The following is a 22,598-nucleotide window of genomic DNA, read 5'->3' on the forward strand; positions in this document are numbered from 1 at the left end:
GGGAAGCCCAGTGAATCTGGGCTTTTTCAACTAATATAATTCCAGATGGTCTTGTTGGCCATCATCTTGGTAAATGCCCGAAGGACGGGAGCATTTTCCTCTTTTTCCAATCTGGGGTCGTTTTTCAGCAATTGCATGGCATGATACCGAGCGGTCTGTAAAATTTGGTTGTCCTTTACAATGTCGGCAATCTTCAAGGCCAACAATCCACTTTGTTGGGTACCCATCAAATCACCTGGTCCACGTAGTTTTAGGTCCACCTCGGCAATTTCAAACCCATCGTTGGTACTGGTCATCGTCTGCAAACGGGTTTTGGCATCTTCTGACAATTTGTGGCCCGTCATCAAAATACAAAAACTCTGCTCGGCACCGCGGCCTACACGTCCACGAAGCTGGTGCAATTGGGAAAGCCCAAAACGTTCGGCACTTTCAATGATCATTACCGAGGCATTGGGGACGTTCACCCCAACCTCTATTACCGTTGTGGCCACCATAATTTGGGTTTCACCTTTTACGAAGCGTTCCATTTCATAATCCTTGTCCGCTGGTTTCATCTGGCCGTGCACAATGGAAATCTGATACTCCGGTTGTGGAAAATCCCTGGCGATGCTCTCATATCCGTCCATCAAATCTTTGTAATCCATGGCTTCCGATTCTTGGATTAACGGATACACAATATACACCTGTCTTCCTTTTTTGATTTCATCCTTGAGAAACCCAAAAACTTTTAATCGATTGTTATCAAAGCGATGGACCGTGGTCACAGGCTTACGACCAGGTGGAAGCTCGTCGATCAGGGAAACATCCAAATCCCCATACAGACTCATGGCCAGTGTTCTTGGAATCGGTGTTGCCGTCATCACCAAAATGTGGGGAGGAGTATCATTTTTATGCCATAGCTTCGACCTTTGAGCCACACCAAACCGATGTTGTTCATCCACAATGGCCAACCCTAGGTTTTTGAACTGGACCTTATCCTCCAAAACGGCATGGGTACCCACTAAAATGTTCAGGTTCCCGTTTTCCAATTGGTTGTGCAATAAGGTCCGTTCCGATTTTTTAGTGGAACCCGTCAACAAGGCAATCTTGATATCCATATTCACCAAAAGTTCCTTGAGTCCATTGTAATGTTGGGTGGCCAAGATTTCCGTGGGTGCCATCAAGCAGGCTTGGAATCCGTTATCGATGGCCAAAAGCATACACATCAAGGCCACGATGGTCTTCCCGGACCCCACATCGCCCTGCAACAAGCGGTTCATCTGTGCATTGCTGCCCAAATCGTTTCGAATTTCCTTGATGACACGTTTTTGGGCTTCGGTAAGTTCAAACGGAAGGTGGTTTTCAAAAAACGTGGTGAAATTTTCGCCCACATTTTCAAAAGGGAGACCCTTGATCTTTTGTTTGCGCAGCATTTTCTTTGAAATCAATTGCATCTGCACAAAAAACAACTCCTCAAATTTTAATCGGAACTGTGCTCGCGCCAATAGCTCTTGATTTTTAGGAAAATGGATGTTCAACAAGGCTTCCGTTTTGGAAATCAACCGAAGTTCATCCAAAATATTGGGGGACAAGGACTCTGGGAACAATCCTCTCGACTCCAAAAAGAGTTGTTGCACCATTTTGGAAACGACCCGATTGGTGATGCCCTTCGCACTCAATTTTTCTGTGGAAGGGTAGATGGGCTGCATGGCAATTTTCAATCCTTGTTGATGCTGAACCAAGAGTTCCATTTCGGGGTGGGGCATGGAAAAAGTACTTCCGTATTGGGAAACCCGACCGAACACCACGTAAGGTTCATTGATTTTTATGCTATCCTTGATCCATTTGTGCCCGCGGAACCAAACCAGTTCCATTTGCCCCGTATCGTCCACAAAAGTGGCCACCAAACGTTTGCCCCGTTTTTGTTCCACCATTTTTAGATGGATGATCTTTCCAACCACCTGCACATCGGCACCGCTGGGCTGCAATTGGTTGATCTTGTAATAACTGGTGCGGTCCAAATAGCGATTGGGGAAGAGATGGAGCAGGTCCCGATAGGTTTCTATACCCAGTTCGGCCTTTAGGATATCGGCCCGGTTGGGACCGACTCCTTTGAGATAGGCAATGGGAGTTTGTAGAAAATTGGGATTCATCGAACTAAAATATGTAATTTGGAAGGACTTTTGATGGGATGATCGTATGAAGCTGAACCCGATTCTTATTTTTCTCCTATTTGTGCACCTCTTGAACGCCCAGGTTCAGGACAAGGTGGATTTTATCCATGCAGAAGTTTTTGTGGAGCCTATATTGGAAGATAAAATGATTCAAGGCTCGGTCATCTATGAATTTAAGGTTCTTGATAATGTTAACACCGTCTTTTTGGATGCACATGACATGGATTTTTCTACTGTGCTTCTCGATGGCAGAGATGTTCCTTTTGAGAACACAAATAAAAAAATCGTCCTGAAAAATAGTTTTAAAAAGGGAAGTACTCATTTAGTTAAATTGAGTTATAAGACAATTCCCAAGCAAACAGTATATTTCATTCAAGGAAAAAATATAGAGTCACCAACAATACCAATAATATCAAGTTTTCTTTCTGCTAAAGAAGCTGTTTTGGAGGGAGACTGGACAATAATTGATCAAGTTTGGACCCAAGGGCAAGGAAAATATACCAGTCATTGGTTGCCCAGTTTAGATGATATGACGGACAAAATTGAGTTTGATATTAGAATCATTGCTGATATGGGCTTTTCGGTTATTTCTAATGGGAAATTGAAATCAGTTGACTCGATAGCTGAATATTCAAGACAATGGAAGTTTGACATGCAAAAACCCATGAGCGGTTATCTAGTCGGTTTTGCCATTGGGGATTTTGATAAAAAAGAGCTCAAATCTTCATCCGGAGTGCCCATTGAACTGTATTACGAACCCAAGGACAGCTTAAAAGTAGAGCCCACCTATCGCTACACCAAACATATTTTTGATTTTTTGGAGAAGGAAATCGGGGTTCCTTATCCTTGGCAGAATTACAAACAAGTCCCTGTTCAGGATTTTCTGTATGCGGGTATGGAAAACACTACCTGCACCATTTTTTCCAACCAATATGTAATTGATTCAACAGCCTTTGTGGATAAAAACTACGTGAATGTGAATGCCCATGAACTGGCCCATCAATGGTTTGGGGACCTTGTTACCGAAACCAGCAGCGAGCACCATTGGTTGCATGAAGGTTTTGCCACGTTTTATGCCTATTTGGCGGAAAAGGACATTTTCGGAGATGATTATTTTTATTGGCATTTGTTGGAAACCGCCAACGCCTTGGAGAATTTTTCGGAGGATGATCAAGGAGAAGCTTTAAGGAATTCAGGCGCCGGAAGTTTGACCTTTTATGAGAAGGGAGCTTGGGCCTTGGTGATGCTTCAGGATATGTTGGGAGAAGTCAACTTTAAGAAAGGAATCCAGAATTACCTGAAAAAACACGCTTACCAAAATGTGACCATTCCCGATTTTATGGCCGAGATGGAGACTGTTTCCGGCATGGGACTTTCCGATTTTGAATCCACTTGGTTACACGATTCTGATTTTCCGTTTGAAAGTGTGCAAACCTTTTTGATGGAGAAAAATGCTTCCATCAAACGGTATTTTGAGATTAAAAACGAAATAGATAACAGTCCTACCGAAACTGAAACGATATTGACAAACGCTTGGGACTCCTTCACTTCATCCCAACTGAAACAAAACCTTATTTTGGATTATGGCAAGAACCTGTCGCCAGTATTTTTGGATAAGGTATTGAAGGAAGGTGATTTAAAAGTGCGGCAAGCTGTCATTTTATCGCTGGACAAAATCCCTAAAGAATTGCAAAGTTCAGCAGAAAAATTGTTGACCGATGCGAGCTACACCACGGTAGAATCAGCCTTGTACAAACTTTGGTCTGATTTTCCCGAGGGCAGGGGCCGTTATCTTGATAAAACGCAGTCTGTCATTGGGTTTCCCAACAAAAATATTCGATTGTTATGGTTAACGTTGGCCCTCGTGACCCCTGAATACCGTTCCGATTTAAAACCAGCCTATTTAGAGGAGTTGAGCAATTATACCGGGGCGGAATATCATTTTGAAACACGGTTAATGGCTTTTGAATATTTAAAGAGTATTGGCGGGTTCAATGATGAGTCGCTCAAAAATTTAATCGAGGCCTGTAGCCACCATGTTTGGCATTTTAAAAAATCGGCACGTAATATTTTGAATGAAATTTTAAAGCAAGAAGGCGGTTTGGCAAGGGTAAAGTCCATATATCCTTTGCTAAATCAAGAAGAAAAGCAATATTTGGACAAAACTTTGGGTGAATGAGGGCATTGGTCATTTCTGGTGGGGGCAGTAAAGGAGCTTTTGCAGGCGGGGTGGCCCAATTTCTGATCCAGGAGGCCAAACACAAGTATGATCTTTTTGTGGGTACCTCAACAGGAAGTCTTTTGATTTCCCATCTGGCACTGAACAAACTGGATAAGATCAAGGAAATTTATTCCTCGGTAGACCAGGACAGCATTTTTAACAATTGCCCCTTCATCATCAAGAAAAAGCATGGGGTCGAGATTATTGCCATCAACCACTGGAACGTGGTCAAAAACTTCATCCGAGGTAAAAAGACCTTCGGGGAAAGCGAGAATCTTAGAAAATTGATACGGGATTCCATCACCATGGAAGAATTTGAAGAATTGAAGGAAGGAGACATGGATGTAGTGGTCACGGTTTCCAACCTTTCCCTGAACCAGGTAGAGTATAAGTCCATCAACGATTGCACCTATGATGAGTTTTGCGATTGGATTTGGATTTCCTCCAATTACACACCCTTTATGAGCTTGGTCAAAAAAGATGGTTGCGAATATGCCGATGGGGGATTAGGTAGCTTGGTACCGATTGAGGAAGCTCTACAACGAGGTGCTACTGAAGTCGATGTAGTGGTGCTCCACACCGAAGTGAACCATTTGAACCGTATGTCCACCAAAAACCCTTTCGACTTGATCACCACCATCTTCAGTTTTATGTTGGACAGGATTGAAAATCAAAATGTCCGTATCGGGAAATTGGTGGCCAACCAAAAGGATGCCATCATCAATTTTTATTACACACCCACTGTATTGACGACCAATTCATTGATTTTCAATAAGGAACGAATGACCATGTGGTGGAAACGTGGTTATCTATATGCCAAAAATAAGAACGAGGAAACCAGCCCCATCAATCCTGAAGTACAGGAATAAACTAGTCCCAAAGTTCGCTCACCTCTTTTTTTACAAACGCCAATGCGGTCTGCGAAGGGGATTGTTTTTCCATGGTTTGGTTCAGGATATCTTCCCTCAACTTGTCAGGGGAATCGGTTTGGCTCATCCCGGCACTACGGATAATCTGGATGGTGGCATTTTTAGCCGTTTTGATGATGTTCCAGCATTCATCCGTCATATAGATCTGTTGGGACAGGTTGTGCTCAAATTCCGTTTCTATCTGTTTGATGAGCAGGTTTTCATAGTCGCTCTTGCTTTTGGTTTTCGGTGCGACCCTTACCACTAGACTGTTCAAGGCAATACGTTCCAGGAAAAGGGCCATACGCTCATAGGCTTGCAAACGAACGGGCAGCGTTTCCTTTTGGGAATCCTTGTGCAATAGAAAACGACGTCTGCCATCTTCATTACGGGTATGCAGTCTAAAAAAGTAAAAGGCAACCGCTCCGGTTACCACCGCAGGCATTAAATAGGCAAATAGCTGAAGGATTTGATCTCCATTCATAGGATAGTTTGGTTTTTGTTTTGATTTTACACTACCAAGAACGAACCAAAATCCTAAAAAGTATGTTTCACGGAGATGTTAATGTTATCGGGTCGCTTTGGCACTTTCCTTGGCCGTGGCATAAAAACCTTTGTAATCGGGCTGCAATTTTATATTGATACCTTCCTTAAAATTGCCATCCTTGGCAGAGATGCCGATGCGGTTTGCAGGAATCTCCAATATTCCGACCAGTTCTTTGGCCACGGCGGCAGCTTGATCAAAGGTAGGTCCGAATTCTCCTGTCATGTTCAACCCTTCCACTTCGGTTTTAAAATTGGGATTGGCCTTGATCACTTTCGCCACATTGGCCAACCAGGCTTTTCCTTCCTCGGTCAATTCAGAAGAGGTATCCGAACCAAAAAGGTTGTTCAAGCTGCTGGAAATGGAAATGGTTCCCTCGGCAACGCCCACATTGGCATTTTCGCCCAAGGTTTGTTTGATCCGCGTCAAAGAAACAATGGCGGTGGAATCGTTGGCAGAGATCATATCGTTGATGCCGCTCAACTGCTTTTCCTTTCTGGCCAGTGCAGCCATGGCTTTGTTCACGTTATCAGAATTCTGTTTCGAAAGTTCCGAGAAATTGCTCAAATTGCTCAATAGGGTGGCGTTGGCATCCCGAAGCCCTGCATTTTCCGTGTCCAAGGTTTCAGCCTTGGCATTGGCGGAAGATATTTCACGTTTGGCTTTGGCCAGTTCCTGTTCCACATCTGAAATCTTGGTTTTTAAGCTTTCAATTTCAGCAATGAGTTCGCTTTTCTTTTGTGCACTGGCAGTACCTGCAAGGACTAGGAACAATATAAAGGGTAAATATCTTTTCATAAGTAGTATTTGTTCGTTAAAAATATTAGGGGCTAAATTATAATGTTTTTTCCAAAGATGGTTGTCCACCCAAGTGAACGCAATCATAAAGTTTTTGCATAGAGTCAAAATCCACTTTCTCTTTTTGGTACTTGTAGACCGAACGCAAATTACTGCTAAGATAGTCATCATCCACATTCACTTGTATATCTTCCATATGAAATTGGCATGGATGCTCATACCCTGCGGCATGGGTAATCTCCAAAAATTCTTTACGGAAAGTCTTGAAATATTGTGCCAGCCTATCGGATTTCAAGGGAACGTTGATACCGTTCTGCAGCCACTTGTTCTGTGTAGCTACTCCAGAGGGGCATCTGTTCGTATGGCATACCTGGGCCTGTATACAACCGATGCTCATCATGGCCTCCCTGGCCACGTTGATACAATCCGCACCCATGGCAAAGGCCATGGCCGCTTTTGCGGGAAAACCTAATTTGCCACTTCCGATGAAGACAATACGTTCCGTTAATCCCCGATCTAAGAAGAGCTTGTATACTGACGAGAATCCATAGGTCCACGGAAGGGATACGTGGTCCGCAAAACTGGGTGGTGCCGCACCAGTGCCCCCTTCACCGCCATCAATGGTGATAAAATCCGGGCCCTTGCCTGTTTTGATCATTAAATCGGCCAGTTCCTCCCATTGATCTACCTTGCCAACTGCTCCCTTGATTCCTACGGGAAGCCCGGTTTCGTGCGCAATAGATTCGATGAGTTCCATGAGTTCAGGAATATTTTTGAAAGCTTTGTGAGTAGGAGGGGAGATGACATCCTTTCCTACTTCCACACCTCGTATCTCTGCCAGTTCATGGGTAATCTTTGACCCAGGGAGCACACCACCTTTACCAGGTTTGGCTCCTTGCGACAATTTGATTTCCACCGCTTTGATGCAGGGATTTTCATCCACCAAAATCTTCAATTTTTCCATGGAGAGATTTCCATCCTTGCTGCGTACACCAAAATATCCGGTCCCAAAATGAAAAATAACATCACCGCCTTGCTTGTGATAGGGCGACAGTCCGCCTTCACCCGTGTTGTGGTAGGCGTGGCATTTTTCCACCCCTTTGTTCAACGATTCAATGGCCGCAGCGGACAAGGACCCAAAACTCATGGCCGAAACATTGATCACCGAGGCAGGACGATAGGGCTTCTTCCGTTTGTTGTAAGCACCCATCACCTTGGCGCAAGGGATAAAATAAGGATCTTTGATGTTGGGATGGTTTTCGGGAACCTGATACCCGATCATCGCGTTTTTTACAAAAATGTGCTGGTGCTTGTAAATGTCACGATCGGTCCCGAATCCCTCATAGTTGTTTTCCTTTTTGGCAGAAGCGTAGATCCAACTTCGTTCAATTCGGTTAAAAGGAAGTTCCTCTCGGTTATTGGCCACAAAATACTGGCGCATTTCCGGGCCGATGCTTTCCAGCCAGTACCGCAAATGTCCCACAATGGGAAAATTATGACTGATGGTGTGCGCTTTTTGAAAAAAGATATCTCGGATGGCAACGATCAAAAGAAAGATGAGAATCCAGGTCCACCAAGGGATATCGCCCAAGAAATCAAGAAATGCTTCCATATTTTTAGTTTCAGGTGTGCTTACAAATATCAAACCCCGATGTCCAAATTCCAAATTATGGAGGACATCGGGGATTGATTTATAGGATTAGCAAAGATTATTTGCTTCTATCCAAATAATCCAAAGCAATTTCGGTCATGGCTTTTACACCGAGTAAGAGCCCGCTATCATCAATTTTGAAATCGGGGGTATGATGTGGAAAATACTCATCTGGCCCAGATTTAGGATCTTTTCCTCCCAAGATGAAAAAGAACCCAGGTATTTTTTCCTGATAGAATGAAAAATCCTCGGCTCCGGTGATGGCCTTGATCAAATGGACGTTTTCCGCCCCGGCCACTTGTTGCAGGCTTGGTAGGGATTTTTCGGTCAGGTCCACATCGTTGTAGGTGATCGGCACGCCTTTGGCGATTTCCACAGTTGCTTCGGCCCGGTAGGCTTTGGCAATGTCTGCTGCCATTTCCTTCATTCGATCATTCACCTGTTTTTGCATGTCATAGTCCAACGTTCGGATGGTCCCAATAAGTTCGGCACTTTCGGGGATGATATTGTTTCGGACACCACCACTGATCTTACCCACGGTAATGACGGCAGCTTCTTTGGTCAATTCCAACTCACGACTGATGATGGACTGGTAGCCATCCACAATTTTGGAAGCCACATAAATAGGGTCGATTCCACCCCAAGGAGCGGAACCATGGGTTTGTTTTCCTTTGATGGTCACTACAAAGCGCTGTGCAGCGGCCAAGGCGCCCCCTGGTTTATAGGCAATTTGCCCCACAGGAAGATAGGAACCGATATGTAGTCCGTAAATGGCATCCACTTTCGGGTTGTCCAGTACACCTTCTTTTACCATCAGCTCGGCACCACCTTCTTCCCCTGGAGGCGCACCTTCCTCAGCAGGTTGGAAGATGAACTTCACTGTCCCTCGTATTTTATCCGTGTTCTTGGCAAGCACTTCGGCCACCCCCATCAAAATGGCAATATGGGTGTCGTGTCCACAGGCATGCATTACCCCAACTTCCTGACCCAAGTATTCCGATGTAACATTGGACTTGAAGGGGAGGTCGTTACGCTCGGTAACGGGTAAAGCATCGATATCGGCACGAAGGGCGACCACTTTTCCTGGTTTCTTACCTTTCAACAACCCGACCACACCGGTATGGGCAACGCCGGTCTGGACCTCAATCCCAAGGGATTTTAAATGTTCTGCAATTTTCTCTGCTGTTTTAAATTCCCTGTTACTAAGTTCAGGATGTTCATGTATGTCACGTCTCCATTCAATCACTTTGGATTCAACGGCGGCAATGTCTTTTTCCAACCCGTGCTGGGCATAAATCGATAAGCTTGCAGAAAACAGAGCAAGCGTTAAAACGTACTTCATCATGTTGGTTATAATTTAATAGGACGGTATCCTTGGTTTTGCAATTGGATGTTGGCAGTCATAGCGGACAGGGCAATCTTTACCCCTGAAATCAAATCTTCCTTGGGGAAATTTCTTGCCATAGAGGACTGACCACAGTATATGATTTCCACTCCGGCATCTAGCAGGGCTTGGACCATGCCTGAATTTGGATTGGGCACTCCAAAACGGGTCTTGTAGGCTTCATCATGGGTAATGTCCTTGGAAGCCGCATTGTGCACGATGACGGCCACTTTAAGTTGTGAAACAGGAATGCCAGCTTGTGCATGTAAGTTAAGGAAACGGGCGGCCGTCTCCAGCTTTTTGTTGAGCTCGGTATGCGATTCTGGGCTGTCCATTACATCAAAAACAACCTTGAACTCCTGGGACATATCCGTTTTAAAATCGGGGTTTTCAATTTTGAAAACAGGGCCGTAATCGGCAATAACGGGACCCGTACTTTTTTCTTGTGAAATTCCTAAAAAACAAAAAAGAAATAAGAGGAATAGAGGAGAATGGTGAAAATTCATCAGCGATATAAGTTGAGGGCTTAAATATATTTAAAAATGTATTGATTTCCGATGCCAGTGTTTATAAAAATTGAAACTATGATTTTAGCAGGTCTCCATTATTGGCTAATTTCACCCCTACTTTTTAAAGAGCAGACCTTTTGAGTACTTTTTTGGATGAATTGAACGATGCGCAACGTGCCCCTGTACTGCACAAGGATGGTCCATTGATGGTAATTGCCGGAGCGGGCTCGGGCAAGACCCGGGTACTGACCTACCGTATTGCCCATTTGATGGAACAGGGAGTGGACTCCTTTAACATTCTGGCCCTGACCTTTACCAACAAGGCGGCGCGTGAAATGAAGAAGCGGATTGCCACGATTGTTGGGAACTCGGAAGCCAAAAACCTTTGGATGGGGACCTTTCACTCCGTATTTGCGAAATTGCTCCGTTTTGATGGGGACAAACTTGGTTTCCCTAGCAACTTCACCATTTACGACACCCAGGATTCCCAACGATTGATCGCTTCGATCATCAAGGAGATGGGGCTCGACAAGGACATCTACAAATACAAACAGATCCAGAGCCGTATCTCATCTTATAAAAACAGCTTGATCACGGTAAAGGCATACTTCCAGAATCCGGAATTGGTGGAGGCGGATGCTATGGCAAAGCGACCCCGAATGGGCGAGATCTATCAAAATTATGTGGACCGCTGTTTTAAGGCAGGTGCCATGGATTTTGATGATCTGTTATTGCGTACCAATGAACTTTTGACGCGTTTCCCAGAGGTTTTGATGAAGTATCAGGATAGATTCCGATACATTTTGGTGGATGAGTACCAAGATACCAACCATTCCCAGTATTTGATTGTAAAGGCGTTGAGCGACCGTTATCAGAACATCTGTGTTGTAGGGGACGATGCCCAGAGTATCTATTCCTTCCGTGGGGCGAACATCAGCAATATCCTCAATTTTCAAAGGGATTATGATGATGTGGCCGTGTATCGTTTGGAGCAGAACTATCGTTCGACCAAGAATATCGTGAACGCCGCAAATTCCATCATCGCTAACAATAAAAACCAGCTAGAGAAAAACGTCTGGACCTCCAATGACGATGGGGGTTTGATCAAAATACACCGCAGCCCGACCGATGCAGAGGAAGGCAGGTATGTGGCAGGTTCCATTTTTGAGAACAAGATGCAACACCAAATGCAGAATGGGGATTTTGCAGTCTTATACCGTACCAATTCCCAGTCCAGGGCCATTGAGGACGCTCTGCGCAAACGCGATATTCCCTATCGTATCTATGGCGGACTTTCCTTCTATCAAAGAAAGGAAATCAAGGATGTATTGGCCTATTTAAGAATGGTCATCAACCCAAAAGATGAGGAGGCGCTGAAGCGTATCATCAATTTTCCGGCACGGGGGATCGGGCAGAGCACTATTGACAAGTTGATTGTGGCCGCCAACCATTACGGTCGTTCCATTTTTGAGGTGATGGAACATCTGGACAAGCTCAACTTGAACATCAATGCAGGCACCAAACGAAAGTTGGAAGATTTTGTGACCATGATCAAGAGTTTCCAGATCATGAACGAAGGTTCCGATGCTTTCACGCTAGCGGAACATGTGGCCAAAAAGACCGGATTGTTGCTCGAGTTCAAAAAAGATGGTACCCCCGAAGGGATTGCCCGTATGGAGAACATCGAGGAACTTTTAAACGGAATCAAGGATTTTGTGGAAGGTCAGAAAGAATTGGCCGATGCCACAGGAAGTCTTACCGAGTTTTTGGAAGATGTGGCCTTGGCCACCGATATGGACAAAGAGGTAGGGGATGATGACCGTGTGGCCCTCATGACCATTCACCTGGCCAAGGGACTGGAGTTTCCATTCGTGTATGTAGTGGGCATGGAAGAAGATCTCTTTCCATCAGCCATGAGCATGAATACCCGCAGCGAACTGGAAGAAGAGCGCAGGTTGTTCTATGTAGCTTTGACCCGGGCAGAAAAGCAGGCCTATCTCACCTATACCCAAAATCGATATCGATGGGGAAAACTTATTGATGCCGAGCCTAGTAGATTTTTGGAGGAGATTGATGAAAAGTACGTGGACAACCTAGTGCCCGTCAATGACGGGTATCGATACAAGTCCATGATCAATGCCGATATCTTTGGAGAGGTGGACAAGAGCAAGCTACGCCAAATTAAACCCATTAATGGGACTCCCCCAAGTGTTCAAGGTCCCAATGAGAACCAGCTCAGAAAGCTGAGAAAGTTAAAACCAGATTTAGGTTCCCCTGTGGAAAACACCAATACAGTAGACCCAGGCTTGGTGGTGGGTGCCCTGGTAAACCATACCCGGTTTGGTAGGGGAAAGGTGCTCAGCATTGAAGGTGCCGGAAACGATAGAAAGGCAGAAATCCATTTTGATAATGGAGGCATCAAAAAACTGCTCCTGCGTTTCGCCAAATTGGAAGTGCTGGATAACGCATAAAATAAATATCAGGGTATTTCTACGTTTTTCTGTTGATCAACGCTCGGTTGTGTTGTCAATGTCCCAAAATGGTATTCGTTCTATCAGGAGGTGATAAAAATTGTTTAAATTCAAAGCTACTTTGTATTTAAACCAACTGACCAACCTCATGAAAAAACTGTTTGCCCAACCCTTATTTCTTTCCGTAGCCCTTTTGTTATTGCTTCTTTTCGGGATTTCCGGATATTATTTTGAAATCGGATATCCCGCTTGGGTCACCATGTTGATAGGGCTGCTCATTGGAACACTGCTCTTGTTCCTATTAAGGATTATTTTTTCCAAACTAATACCCTTTCTAGGGAAGATTCCAGCTTCGGTCTATGCTACACTTTTAACCGGCTTTGTAGCCCTGTACCTTATGCGGATGTATGCCTTTCGGTGGCCTGCTTCTTTATTTTATGCCCTTGCTGTTTTCGGATTGATCTGTTGCGGGTTGTTGATCTGGGGAATATGGAAAATCCTTGCGAAGACCAGTGTCAAGTGGGGTGCCGTAATGATAATTGGGGCTTTGGTTTTAGCTGCGGTCGGTGCATATGGCTTTTCAACGTTGGATGGGGATCCTTTCAGTAAAGAAACCGAAGGGCAAGAATCCGAAGTAGCAGTGACCACGTTGGCCGAAAAGGGATTGGACAATCCTTCCTCTACAGGTGCTTATGAGGTAGAAACCTTTACTTACGGCAGTGGAACGGACCAAAAACGGCCCGAATATGCCGAAGGGGTAAAAATAAAGACACCTTCTGTGGATGCTTCTTTGTTGCTTCCGGATTGGAAGGGGAAAAAGAAAAAGTGGCGCGAAAAGTTCTGGGGATTTGGGGTAAAAGAATTCCCTCTGAATGGAAGGGTTTACATGCCCATGGGTGAAGGACCCTTCCCTTTGGTACTGGTGGTGCATGGCAACCACAGCATGATCGATTATTCCGATGCAGGGTACGCTTATTTGGGTGAACTTTTGGCAAGTAGGGGTGCCATTGTGGTTTCTGTGGATGAAAACTTTGTCAACGCACACTGGTCAGGGGATTTTAGGGGAAAGGAAATGCCGGTACGTGGCTGGTTGTTGCTCAAACATTTGGAGCAGTGGGAACAATGGAACAAGGGAGGCAATGCCGAGCTGAAGGGTAAAGTAGATATGGACAACATTGTTTTGATCGGTCATTCCCGAGGTGGAGAAGCGGTTTCCATTGCTGCGGCTTTCAATAAACTGAGCCGATTTCCGGACGATGCCAAGGAAGAGTTTGATTTCGGTTTCGGGATAAAAGGGGTGGTCACCATTGCCCCTACGGATTACCGATATGATAGGGAAATGGACTTGGAGAACATCAACTATCTGTCCCTTCAAGGGGCTTGGGATTCCGATGAAACCAGTTTTTGGGGTATGCGACCCTACCATCGATTAAAATTCTCGGAAGGATTTAATGGCTTCAAAGCAGGTCTGTATATGAACCACGCCAATCATGGCCAGTTCAATTCCACATGGGGTCGATCTGACTTTGGGGCTCCCATGGAATGGTTGTTGAATTTGAAACCTTTGGTTACAGGCAAGGAACAACGGCAAGTGGCCAAGGTGTATGCAAGTGCCTTTGTAGAAGCTGTTTTGAAGGGGAACAAAGCCTATGTCCCCATTTTCAAGAATTCGGAACTGGCAAGGGAATGGTTGCCCAAAGAAGATTATTTATCCCAATATGAGGATACTTCCAAAAAGATATTGGTGGATTTTGAAGAGGATATGGATGTAGCCTCATCCAAAGATGGAATTCAGATCCAAGCTAAAAATTTCAAGGTTTGGAGAGAAGAGCAATTAAAGTCTCGGGATGGTGGAAGTCAGCAAAATAATGCTCTGGTGTTGGGTTGGCGTTATGGGAAGAAGTCCATTGCCGATTCCATAGCGAGCTACACTATCATTCTACCGGATTCGCTCAAGAATTTTGAGACTGCTGACACCCTGGCGCTTTCTTTGGCATTGGGCAATTTTGCCGAATTGAAGAACAAATCTGATAAGGAGAAAAAGGAAGAGGCTCCTGACCATGGTTTTAATTTTAGTGTTGTGCTTATTGATAGTTTGGAAAGGACTGCTACCGTAGATTTAGGTGCGACGAACAATCTGCCCAAAACCATTAAATCCAAGTTTACCAAGTTCAAGTTTTTGGACAAGGAGATGATAGGGCAGGATTCGGAAATCCAATTAAAAAGCTGTTACCTGCCCCTTTCATTGTTTAAGGCGCAGAATGACAGTCTTCATTTGGACAAGCTAAAGAGTATTAAACTTGTGTTTGATAAGGATTCGTTGGGGATTGTTGTTCTGGACGATTTGGGTTTTTATCTGAAACCGTAATATAAATTTGGTATTGGCCCAAATTCAGCGATGCTCTTTTTCCGGAACGTATTTTTTACCGTCGAATGCAAGGATGTTTTCAACATTGGAAGTATCCAACTGGTCATGGAACATAATCCTTAAACCGTTCATCTCTATTTTGAAATGGGAAGGTGGTCCCATTTTGGAAGAGTCTAACAAACTATTGATGGCAATGGAAGATTCATTGTTAGGGAATGCGGGGGTCTCTTCAAGATAGCCGTTCTTGAGGCGATAGGCATTCAAGCGATAAAACCTGTTTTGATAGATGCTATCATTTCCTTAGAGGAGGTAAATGGTTTCGCCATCGTAAGTTTCTATTTGGTTGATTTCACTGTAAATTATGGATGTGCATTATTCCGATTGGAACATATATCAATTGAATTGCCCCCGTTTGCTTAGATGTCATCTTATTCTTTAGTAACTTGGCTTGTTGGAAAGTATTTATCTATCCTTTGATCAAGAAGATGGCAGAGTTAATTAAACTTTATGAAGAGAACCCGAATCCCCGGCAGGTGGAGAAGGTGGTGAACGTGCTCAGAAAGGGTGGATTGGTTATTTACCCTACGGACACCGTATACGGTTTGGGGTGTGATATTACCAATACCAAGGCATTGGAACGTTTGGCCAGAATTAAGGGGGTTAAGTTGGAAAAGGCGAACTGGTCCTTTGTTTGCGCAGATTTGAGTAATTTATCGGATTATGTTCGGCAAATAGATTCATCCACTTTCAAGATATTGAAACGTACCCTTCCAGGCCCCTATACCTTTATCTTGCCGGGAAACAATAACCTTCCAAAGGATTTCAAGAAAAAGAAAACGGTGGGTATTAGGGTGCCCGACAACAATATTGCCAGAGCCTTGGTGGCAGAATTGGGCAACCCAATTGTTTCCACTTCCATTCGTGATGACGATGATATCCTGGAATACACCACGGACCCAGAACTCATTTATGAAAAATGGCAGAACTTGGTCGACGTGGTCATCGATGGGGGATATGGCGATAATGTGGCCTCCACGGTCATTGATCTGTCAGAAGGAGAACCTGTTGTGGTGCGGGAAGGAAAGGGGAGTCTTGATATTTTATAAAATAAAAAAAGCGGCCTAAACAGGCCGCTTCTTATTTTTCATTGAACCGATATTCTTATTTACCGGTACCGCCAATGGCAGGATCTTTCATGCCCTCTTCAATCATGTTATAAAACTGATCGATTTTTGGAAGCACCACGATACGGGTCCTTCTGTTTTTGGCCCTGTTGGCAGAAGTGTCGTTGCTCACAAGTGGTACGTAGTAGCTACGTCCGGCAGCGGTCATTCTGGCAGGATCTACACCAAAATCATTTTGTAGGATCCTCACAACAGCTGTTGCTCTTTTAGCACTCAAGTCCCAGTTATCCAAAAGCACTCCGCTTCTGTAAGGTACGTTGTCAGTATGTCCTTCCACCATAAATTCGAAGTCAGGTTTGTTGTTCACCACTTTGGCTACTTTGCCCAACACCTCTTTGGCAGCATTTGTTACGTTGTAGCTTCCACTTCTGAACAACAATTTGTCAGAGATGGAAACGAATACCACACCTTTTTCAACACTTACTTCGATGTCCTCGTCATCCAGGTTTCCAAGCACACCTTTCAAGCTTTGTACCAAAGCAAGGTTAACTGAATCCCTACGGGTAACGGCATCTTGAAGTTTTCTGATGGTAAGGTCTTTTTCACGAAGACTTTCCAAGGATTTTTCAAGGTTTTCAGCACCTTTGGTGGTAAGGGTGGTCAAATTGCCCATGTTGTTGATAAGCTCTTGGTTGTTGGCTTTCAAAAAGGCATTTTGGTCTTCGAGGGTTTTCAATTTGGAATCTGCAGTGGCTTTGTCTTCCAAACAATCGTTCAGTTTAACGGTTGCAGAGTTCAATAAATCTTGGGTTTCTTTTTGTTTGGCCTCCAGTTCTGCATATTTCTTCTGCGATACACAAGACGTTAAAAGAACTGACATTGCCAATGTTCCTAGAAAAACTTTTTTCATAGTTCAGAGTATAATTTAAGGATTGTTAGATTAATCAATGTAAAAAAACTACACCAAAATTATAGAAAAACCAAGGGTCCTATATTTCGGCTTCGTTAATCTTTTACTAAAATGTTAAAATTCTTTATATGATGTACGAAGTAAGACCAAACTATGGATGTCACCGGGTAGTACTTTAATAAAAAATTAGCTTTTTCCCGTTTTTTGTACATTTTGCTAAAGTTAGCATAAAAACTCAAATGTGCCTTGAGAATGGCAAAGCAATGGTCGAATTTCAATTGAAAAACGAAACGGAGTGCCGCAATGCCATCCAATAGCAATCGGATAAGGACAATGGGCCAAGCTTTTTTCCGGGGAAGATTTTTGGTGATGGAAAACAGGGAATTCCTAAAATTGAGGAAGGTTTTCTTGGGATTCATGTTCGATAGGGTGGAACCTCCCAAATGGTACACACTGCTTTGCCCCACATAAAACACCTTATGCCCGGCATTTTTGGCCCGCCAACAGAGATCGATTTCTTCCTGATGGGCAAAATAGTCCTCATCAAAACCGTTCAACGATCGAAACACCTCGCTTTTGATGAACATGCACGCCCCAGTAGCCCAAAATACTTCTTTGATGTCATCGTACTGCCCTTCGTCCTTTTCAATGGATTGAAAAATGCGCCCTCTGCAAAAAGGGTATCCCAACATATCAATAAAACCACCTGCTGCACCGGCATATTCAAAATGGTCCTTTTGTTTCAGGTCCAATATTTTGGGTTGTATGATGGCCGCTTCCGGAATTTCATCAAAGGCCTTGATGATAGGTCCCAGCCAATTTTCAGTCACTTCTACATCGGAGTTCAAAAGGCAGAACAGGTCGGCTTCAATGTGTTTTAATCCATCGTTGTAGCCTTTGGCAAAACCACCGTTGACATCATTTTGCACCACACCAATGGATGGATAGTGTTGTTTTAAAAAATCCAAGGAACCATCGGTGCTGGCATTGTCCACCACATAAATATCCGCTCCTTTGGAATGCTCCATGACCGAAGGGAGGAACCGCTCCAAAAGGGCTTCCCCATTCCAATTGAGTATGACTACGGCGATTTTCAAAACGGAGGCAAATTAACGGCTAAAATCAGGAATATCCTCCAAAAACCTATATTTTTCATGCTCATGATCCATTTCGCAACAATAATGTTCCAAACCGTTGGTCACCAAAAGATAATTGGCCTTCAGTTGGTAATTGTAGCGAGCAATCTGATCAAAGGTACTTTGGTCTATCTTGATTTCGGGTGCCTTGCATTCCACCAAGAGAAAAATGGATCCATCTGGATTGAAAACAACTACATCGTAGCGTTTTTTCAGGGAATTGACCGTTAATTGTTTTTCCACATTGACCATGCTTTTGGGGAAATTCTTAGTGAAAATCAAAAAATGAAGCAGGTGCTGCCGTACCCATTCTTCAGGTTGCAGTACCACAAATTTTTTACGGATACCATCAAAAATGTACTGTCTATTTTGGCTATTTTTGATTCGAAACGAATATTTGGGAAAGTTCAATGGCTGCATTGGACAAAATTGACGATTTTTTTTGGAATGGAAAGAGTAAAGGAAATTGTGGCGGAAATCAATAAGGGAAATCCCAAGCCTATTTATTTTTTAATGGGGGAAGAGCCCTATTACATTGATAAAATCTCCCAATATATTGCTGAAAACGTCCTTACCGAGGATGAAAAGGGGTTTAACCAAATGGTGCTCTATGGAAAGGATACCACTGTGGAAGATGTGGTGGCCAATGCCAAACGCTTTCCTATGATGGCGGAACACCAAGTGGTGATCGTGAAAGAAGCCCAACACCTTTCAAGAACCATAGAGAACCTAATCTCTTATGCTGAAAATCCCCAACCGACAACTATCTTGGTTATTTGCTATAAGTATAAAAAGCTGGACAAAAGGAAAAAGCTGTACAAGGCCATCCAAAAATCCGGGGAACTTTTTGAAAGCAACAAACTGTATGAAAACCAGGTAGCGGATTGGATCCGTAGGACTTTGAGTGGAAAGGGATATAAAATCTCCCCTAAATCCTGTGTGCTTTTGGTGGAGTTTTTGGGCACGGACCTCAGCAAAATAAGTAATGAGTTGGATAAGCTTTCGTTAGTAGTGCCTCAAAGCACTGAAATTACCGCAAGTATTATCGAAGAGCATATCGGAATAAGCAAGGACTTCAACAATTTTGAACTGAAGAAGGCCATTGGTGAACGCGATGTGAAGAAAGCCTCGCGTATTATCGATTACTTTGCGCAAAATCCAAAAGACAATCCTTTTGTGGTTACCATCACCCTATTGAATACTTTTTTTACACAGTTGCTACAATACCATGGATTGAGTGATCACTCCCCGGGCAACGTAGCTAAAGTGTTGGGAGTCAACCCGTATTTTGTAAGCGAGTTTACCGTGGCTGCGAAAAACTATCCCATGAAAAGAGTAAGCGGTATTATTTCCAATCTTAGGGACTTAGACCTTAAAAGCAAAGGGGTAGGGGCCAACAATATGGCTCAAGCTGATCTACTTAAGGAACTATTGGTGCAAATCGTGTGATTATTTTTTGTCCACACTGTATTTGCCGGGACCTAAAAGCATGATTACTACAAAAATAGCCAGATAAAGAAGGGCCATTTCCTTTCTGCCGAAAGGATCCGCTCCATGGATGATAAAACCGGCCACAAACATGGTGATGGCGGTCGGTATAGCTGCCCAACGGGTCTTAAACCCAATAATCATCAAAAGAGGACAGATAAATTCACCCACCACGGCCAAAAATAAGGTTGGTGCTTGGCCTATACCGAAAGGATTGGCAAATTCGGTATTGCCATTGATCAAGTTCATAAGTTTGGGATAACCGTGGGTCAGCATGAACGCGGAAGGAATAATTCTCAACAATGCCAGTCCAAGGTGTATAAGTGTGTTATTTTTCATTCATGGGGGATTTAGTTGACGTGAAAATATTAATAATGTTTCAAAAAATGCAACATTACTTCACGAAAAGAGCTTTTCGATTGATGCATCTCCACAAATTCATCTTAACGGAGGGAAGGATTTTGGGTCTACTTCATGCATGATTTCATAGATTTTCTCAAAAATGTCCTCGGCATTCGGTTTGGAAAAATAATCCCCATCTGTCGCATATGCGGGTCGATGTGCCTTGGAGGTCAACGTTTGGGGAGCGCTGTCCAAATATTTGTAACCTTCTTGTTTTTCCACTATTTCCTGTAACAAGTAAGCCGAACATCCTCCAGGAACATCCTCATCTATTACCAATAGTCTGTTCGTCTTTTGGAGGCTTTTGACCACATCGTGCTCCAAGTCAAAAGGTAACAGCGATTGGGCATCTATAACTTCGGCATCAATGCCTACTTCAAGAAGTTCTTGGGCCACTTTTTCAACAATCCGTAGTGTGGAACCATACGAAAGCAAGGTGATATCGGTACCTTCCTTCAGGGTCTCTACCTTACCAATGGGGGTGCAGAAATCGCCCAGATTGGAAGGTAATTTCTCTTTTAAACGATAACCATTAAGGCTTTCTATGATCAATGCAGGTTCATCGCTCTTCAACAGGGTATTGTAAAAACCGGCTGCCTGTGTCATGTTCCTAGGGGCAAGAATGTACATGCCCCGAAGCAGATGGATCAATCCACCCATGGGAGATCCTGAATGCCAAATGCCTTCCAGTCGATGCCCTCTAGTGCGTACGATCAATGGGGCCTTTTGTTTGCCTACGGTTCGGTACATCAAGGTAGCAAGATCATCGCTCAATGTTTGAATGGCATACAGGATGTAATCCAAATATTGGATCTCTGCAATAGGGCGGAGCCCGCGAAGTGCCATTCCAATCCCTTGGCCAATAATGGTAGTCTCCCGGATACCTGTGTCGGAAACTCTGAATTTGCCGAATTTTTTCTGTAGCCCTTCAAGCCCTTGGTTCACATCCCCGATATTACCAGTATCTTCCCCAAAAACCAAAGCTTCGGGATATTTTTCAAAGAGGGCATCAAAATTGTCCCGAAGGATGATGCGCCCGTCCACTTCTTCGGTATTGTTGGGGTAGGTGGGAGGCACGGCTGCAATATTAGTGGCCTTGTTGCCCAGTTCACTGTACAGGTGAGAACTGTATTTGGGTTCATTGGTGTCCAAAAAGTTGGCAACCCATTGTTGCAATTGGTTCTTTTCCGGGCCGTTTTCCCCCAGTAGATACCGAAGTGCATGTCTGGATTTGGATGCCAAATCCTTTTTCAGGGGCTCTTCAATGGCTATAAGGTCGTTCTTTATTTTGGTGATGAATGCCCTATTCGGACTTTTTGCAGCGACTTGATCCAATAACTGGACCAGTTGTTTTTTGGCTTCCAAGTGGGGTTGAAGGAACTCGGACCACGCTTCCTTTTTGGCCGTGCGGACTTTGTGCTTGATCTCGCGATCTAGCTTTTTCAGGTCCTCTTCGGAACAAATGCCATTTTCCAGAATCCATTCCCTAAATTGTTTGTTGCAATCGTGTTCCCTTTCCCATTCAAGTCTTTCCGCAGATTTATAGCGCTCATGGGAACCGGAGGTGGAGTGTCCTTGCGGCTGGGTAAGTTCCGTCACATGGATCATCACGGGAACATGTTCTTCCCGTGCAATATCTGAAGCATTCTCAAAAGCATGTATCAAAGCGGTATAGTCCCATCCCTTCACTTTCAGGATTTCATATCCCTTGTGTTCCTCATCGCGTTGCAAGCCACTCAACGCTTCGGAGATATTGCCCTTTGTGGTATGATACTCGGAAGGAACGGAAATACCGTAATCATCGTCCCAGATGCAAATAACCATAGGGATCTGCATGACCCCGGCAGCGTTTACGGCTTCAAAAAAATGACCTTCGCTGGTACTTGCGTTACCGATGGTGCCCCAAGCCACTTCATTTCCATTGTTGGAAAAATTGGTCTGGTCTATTTCCTTTACGTTTCGATATATTTTTGAGGCTTGTGCCAAGCCCACTAGGCGTGGCATTTGTCCTGCCGTGCAAGAAATATCCGCACTGCTATTTTTTTGTTTGGTGAGATCTTTCCACGTACCATCCTCGTTCAGACTGTGGGTCACAAAGTGACCTCCCATTTGTCTACCGGCACTCATGGGATCTTTATTGATATCGGTAGTGGCATAAAGTCCATGGAAAAACTCCTTGGGACTCAAATAACCCAAGGCCATCATAAAGGTCTGGTCCCGATAGTAACCACTTCTGAAATCCCCATCTTGGAATGCCCGGGCCATGGCCAGTTGTGGGAGTTCCTTGCCATCGCCAAAAATGCCAAATTTGGCCTTTCCGGAGAGTACTTCGCGCCTGCCCAACAAACTACATTCCCTACTGGTAACGGCTATTTCATAATCCTGAAGGATCTGCGATTTAAAATCGTCAAAGGAAATATCGTTGCTGGTACTCGGGTCGGGTTTCATGGGCTAATGTCGATTTCTGCGAAATTACTAAAATACAATCAAATCAGCAATAACACCACACGTTAATAAAATAACAATTTGAT

The 22,598-nt window shown here is 44.0% G+C and carries 18 protein-coding genes; 6 read left to right on the forward strand and 12 right to left on the reverse strand.

Annotated elements, in window-relative coordinates:
- Positions 1-26: 26 nt before the first annotated feature.
- Complete coding sequence (gene recG, locus D2U88_RS15590; protein ID WP_119641455.1) at positions 27-2,132, reverse strand: ATP-dependent DNA helicase RecG; 2,106 nt, start codon at positions 2,130-2,132, stop codon at positions 27-29.
- A 166-nt stretch (positions 2,133-2,298) separates the two neighbouring features.
- Here recG and D2U88_RS15595 point away from each other — a divergent pair, with 166 nt between their 5' ends.
- Positions 2,299-4,332, forward strand: coding sequence for a M1 family metallopeptidase (locus tag D2U88_RS15595; protein ID WP_235855820.1), 2,034 nt, complete (start codon positions 2,299-2,301; stop codon positions 4,330-4,332).
- Positions 4,329-5,243, forward strand: a complete 915-nt coding sequence (locus tag D2U88_RS15600) for a patatin-like phospholipase family protein (protein ID WP_119641457.1) — start codon at positions 4,329-4,331, stop codon at positions 5,241-5,243. The genes D2U88_RS15595 and D2U88_RS15600 overlap by 4 nt, the downstream gene beginning before the upstream one ends.
- Before the next feature lies 1 nt (position 5,244).
- On the opposite strand, the gene D2U88_RS15605 is transcribed toward D2U88_RS15600, so the two are convergent.
- The 5 genes from D2U88_RS15605 to D2U88_RS15625 form a co-directional block, all read right to left on the reverse strand.
- A complete protein-coding gene (locus tag D2U88_RS15605; protein ID WP_119641458.1) occupies positions 5,245-5,766 on the reverse strand; it encodes a DUF7935 family protein in 522 nt (173 codons plus the stop codon).
- A gap of 84 nt (positions 5,767-5,850) precedes the next feature.
- Positions 5,851-6,624 (reverse strand): coiled-coil domain-containing protein, encoded by a 774-nt coding sequence (locus D2U88_RS15610; RefSeq protein ID WP_119641852.1) that lies wholly within the window; start codon positions 6,622-6,624, stop codon positions 5,851-5,853.
- A gap of 37 nt (positions 6,625-6,661) precedes the next feature.
- Positions 6,662-8,236 carry an FMN-binding glutamate synthase family protein gene (locus D2U88_RS15615; RefSeq protein WP_119641459.1) on the reverse strand — a complete coding sequence of 525 codons (1,575 nt, stop codon included), beginning with the start codon at positions 8,234-8,236 and terminating at the stop codon, positions 6,662-6,664.
- Between the two features lie 97 nt (positions 8,237-8,333).
- Positions 8,334-9,617 (reverse strand): amidohydrolase, encoded by a 1,284-nt coding sequence (locus tag D2U88_RS15620; protein WP_119641460.1) that lies wholly within the window; start codon positions 9,615-9,617, stop codon positions 8,334-8,336.
- Between the two features lie 8 nt (positions 9,618-9,625).
- Positions 9,626-10,165, reverse strand: coding sequence for a DsrE family protein (locus D2U88_RS15625; protein ID WP_119641461.1), 540 nt, complete (start codon positions 10,163-10,165; stop codon positions 9,626-9,628).
- A gap of 140 nt (positions 10,166-10,305) precedes the next feature.
- Between D2U88_RS15625 and D2U88_RS15630 the strand changes: the two genes are divergently transcribed.
- Positions 10,306-12,639, forward strand: coding sequence for an ATP-dependent helicase (locus D2U88_RS15630; protein ID WP_119641462.1), 2,334 nt, complete (start codon positions 10,306-10,308; stop codon positions 12,637-12,639).
- A gap of 148 nt (positions 12,640-12,787) precedes the next feature.
- On the forward strand, positions 12,788-15,007 hold the full coding sequence (locus D2U88_RS15635; protein WP_119641463.1) for an alpha/beta hydrolase: 2,220 nt from the start codon (positions 12,788-12,790) through the stop codon (positions 15,005-15,007).
- 24 nt (positions 15,008-15,031) lie between these two features.
- Here the strand turns inward: D2U88_RS15635 and D2U88_RS15640 are convergent, their stop codons facing one another.
- Positions 15,032-15,271 (reverse strand): hypothetical protein, encoded by a 240-nt coding sequence (locus D2U88_RS15640; protein WP_119641464.1) that lies wholly within the window; start codon positions 15,269-15,271, stop codon positions 15,032-15,034.
- Between the two features lie 221 nt (positions 15,272-15,492).
- On the opposite strand from D2U88_RS15640, the gene D2U88_RS15645 reads away from it, so the two are divergent.
- Positions 15,493-16,113 carry an L-threonylcarbamoyladenylate synthase gene (locus tag D2U88_RS15645; RefSeq protein ID WP_119641853.1) on the forward strand — a complete coding sequence of 207 codons (621 nt, stop codon included), beginning with the start codon at positions 15,493-15,495 and terminating at the stop codon, positions 16,111-16,113.
- Between the two features lie 55 nt (positions 16,114-16,168).
- Here D2U88_RS15645 and D2U88_RS15650 read toward each other — a convergent pair whose 3' ends face one another.
- From D2U88_RS15650 to D2U88_RS15660, 3 genes are all read right to left on the reverse strand, one after another.
- Entirely contained in the window at positions 16,169-17,041 is an 873-nt protein-coding gene (locus D2U88_RS15650; protein ID WP_119641465.1) for an OmpA/MotB family protein, read from the reverse strand.
- Between the two features lie 95 nt (positions 17,042-17,136).
- Positions 17,137-18,138, reverse strand: coding sequence for a glycosyltransferase family 2 protein (locus tag D2U88_RS15655; protein ID WP_119641466.1), 1,002 nt, complete (start codon positions 18,136-18,138; stop codon positions 17,137-17,139).
- Positions 18,139-18,150: 12 nt separating this feature from the next.
- Positions 18,151-18,597, reverse strand: a complete 447-nt coding sequence (locus D2U88_RS15660) for a type I restriction enzyme HsdR N-terminal domain-containing protein (RefSeq protein ID WP_119641467.1) — start codon at positions 18,595-18,597, stop codon at positions 18,151-18,153.
- Positions 18,598-18,624: 27 nt separating this feature from the next.
- On the opposite strand from D2U88_RS15660, the gene holA reads away from it, so the two are divergent.
- Positions 18,625-19,626 (forward strand): DNA polymerase III subunit delta, encoded by a 1,002-nt coding sequence (gene holA, locus D2U88_RS15665; RefSeq protein ID WP_119641468.1) that lies wholly within the window; start codon positions 18,625-18,627, stop codon positions 19,624-19,626.
- Here the strand turns inward: holA and D2U88_RS15670 are convergent, their stop codons facing one another.
- Both D2U88_RS15670 and D2U88_RS15675 read right to left on the reverse strand, forming a co-directional pair.
- Positions 19,627-20,004 carry a DoxX family protein gene (locus tag D2U88_RS15670; RefSeq protein WP_119641469.1) on the reverse strand — a complete coding sequence of 126 codons (378 nt, stop codon included), beginning with the start codon at positions 20,002-20,004 and terminating at the stop codon, positions 19,627-19,629.
- Positions 20,005-20,103: 99 nt separating this feature from the next.
- Positions 20,104-22,515: an alpha-ketoacid dehydrogenase subunit alpha/beta gene (locus D2U88_RS15675; protein ID WP_119641470.1), complete on the reverse strand. Its 2,412-nt coding sequence runs from the start codon at positions 22,513-22,515 to the stop codon at positions 20,104-20,106.
- Between the last annotated feature and the right edge of the window lie 83 nt (positions 22,516-22,598).

The sequence above is a fragment of the Flagellimonas aequoris genome, assembly GCF_003584165.1.
GTDB lineage: Bacteria > Bacteroidota > Bacteroidia > Flavobacteriales > Flavobacteriaceae > Flagellimonas > Flagellimonas aequoris.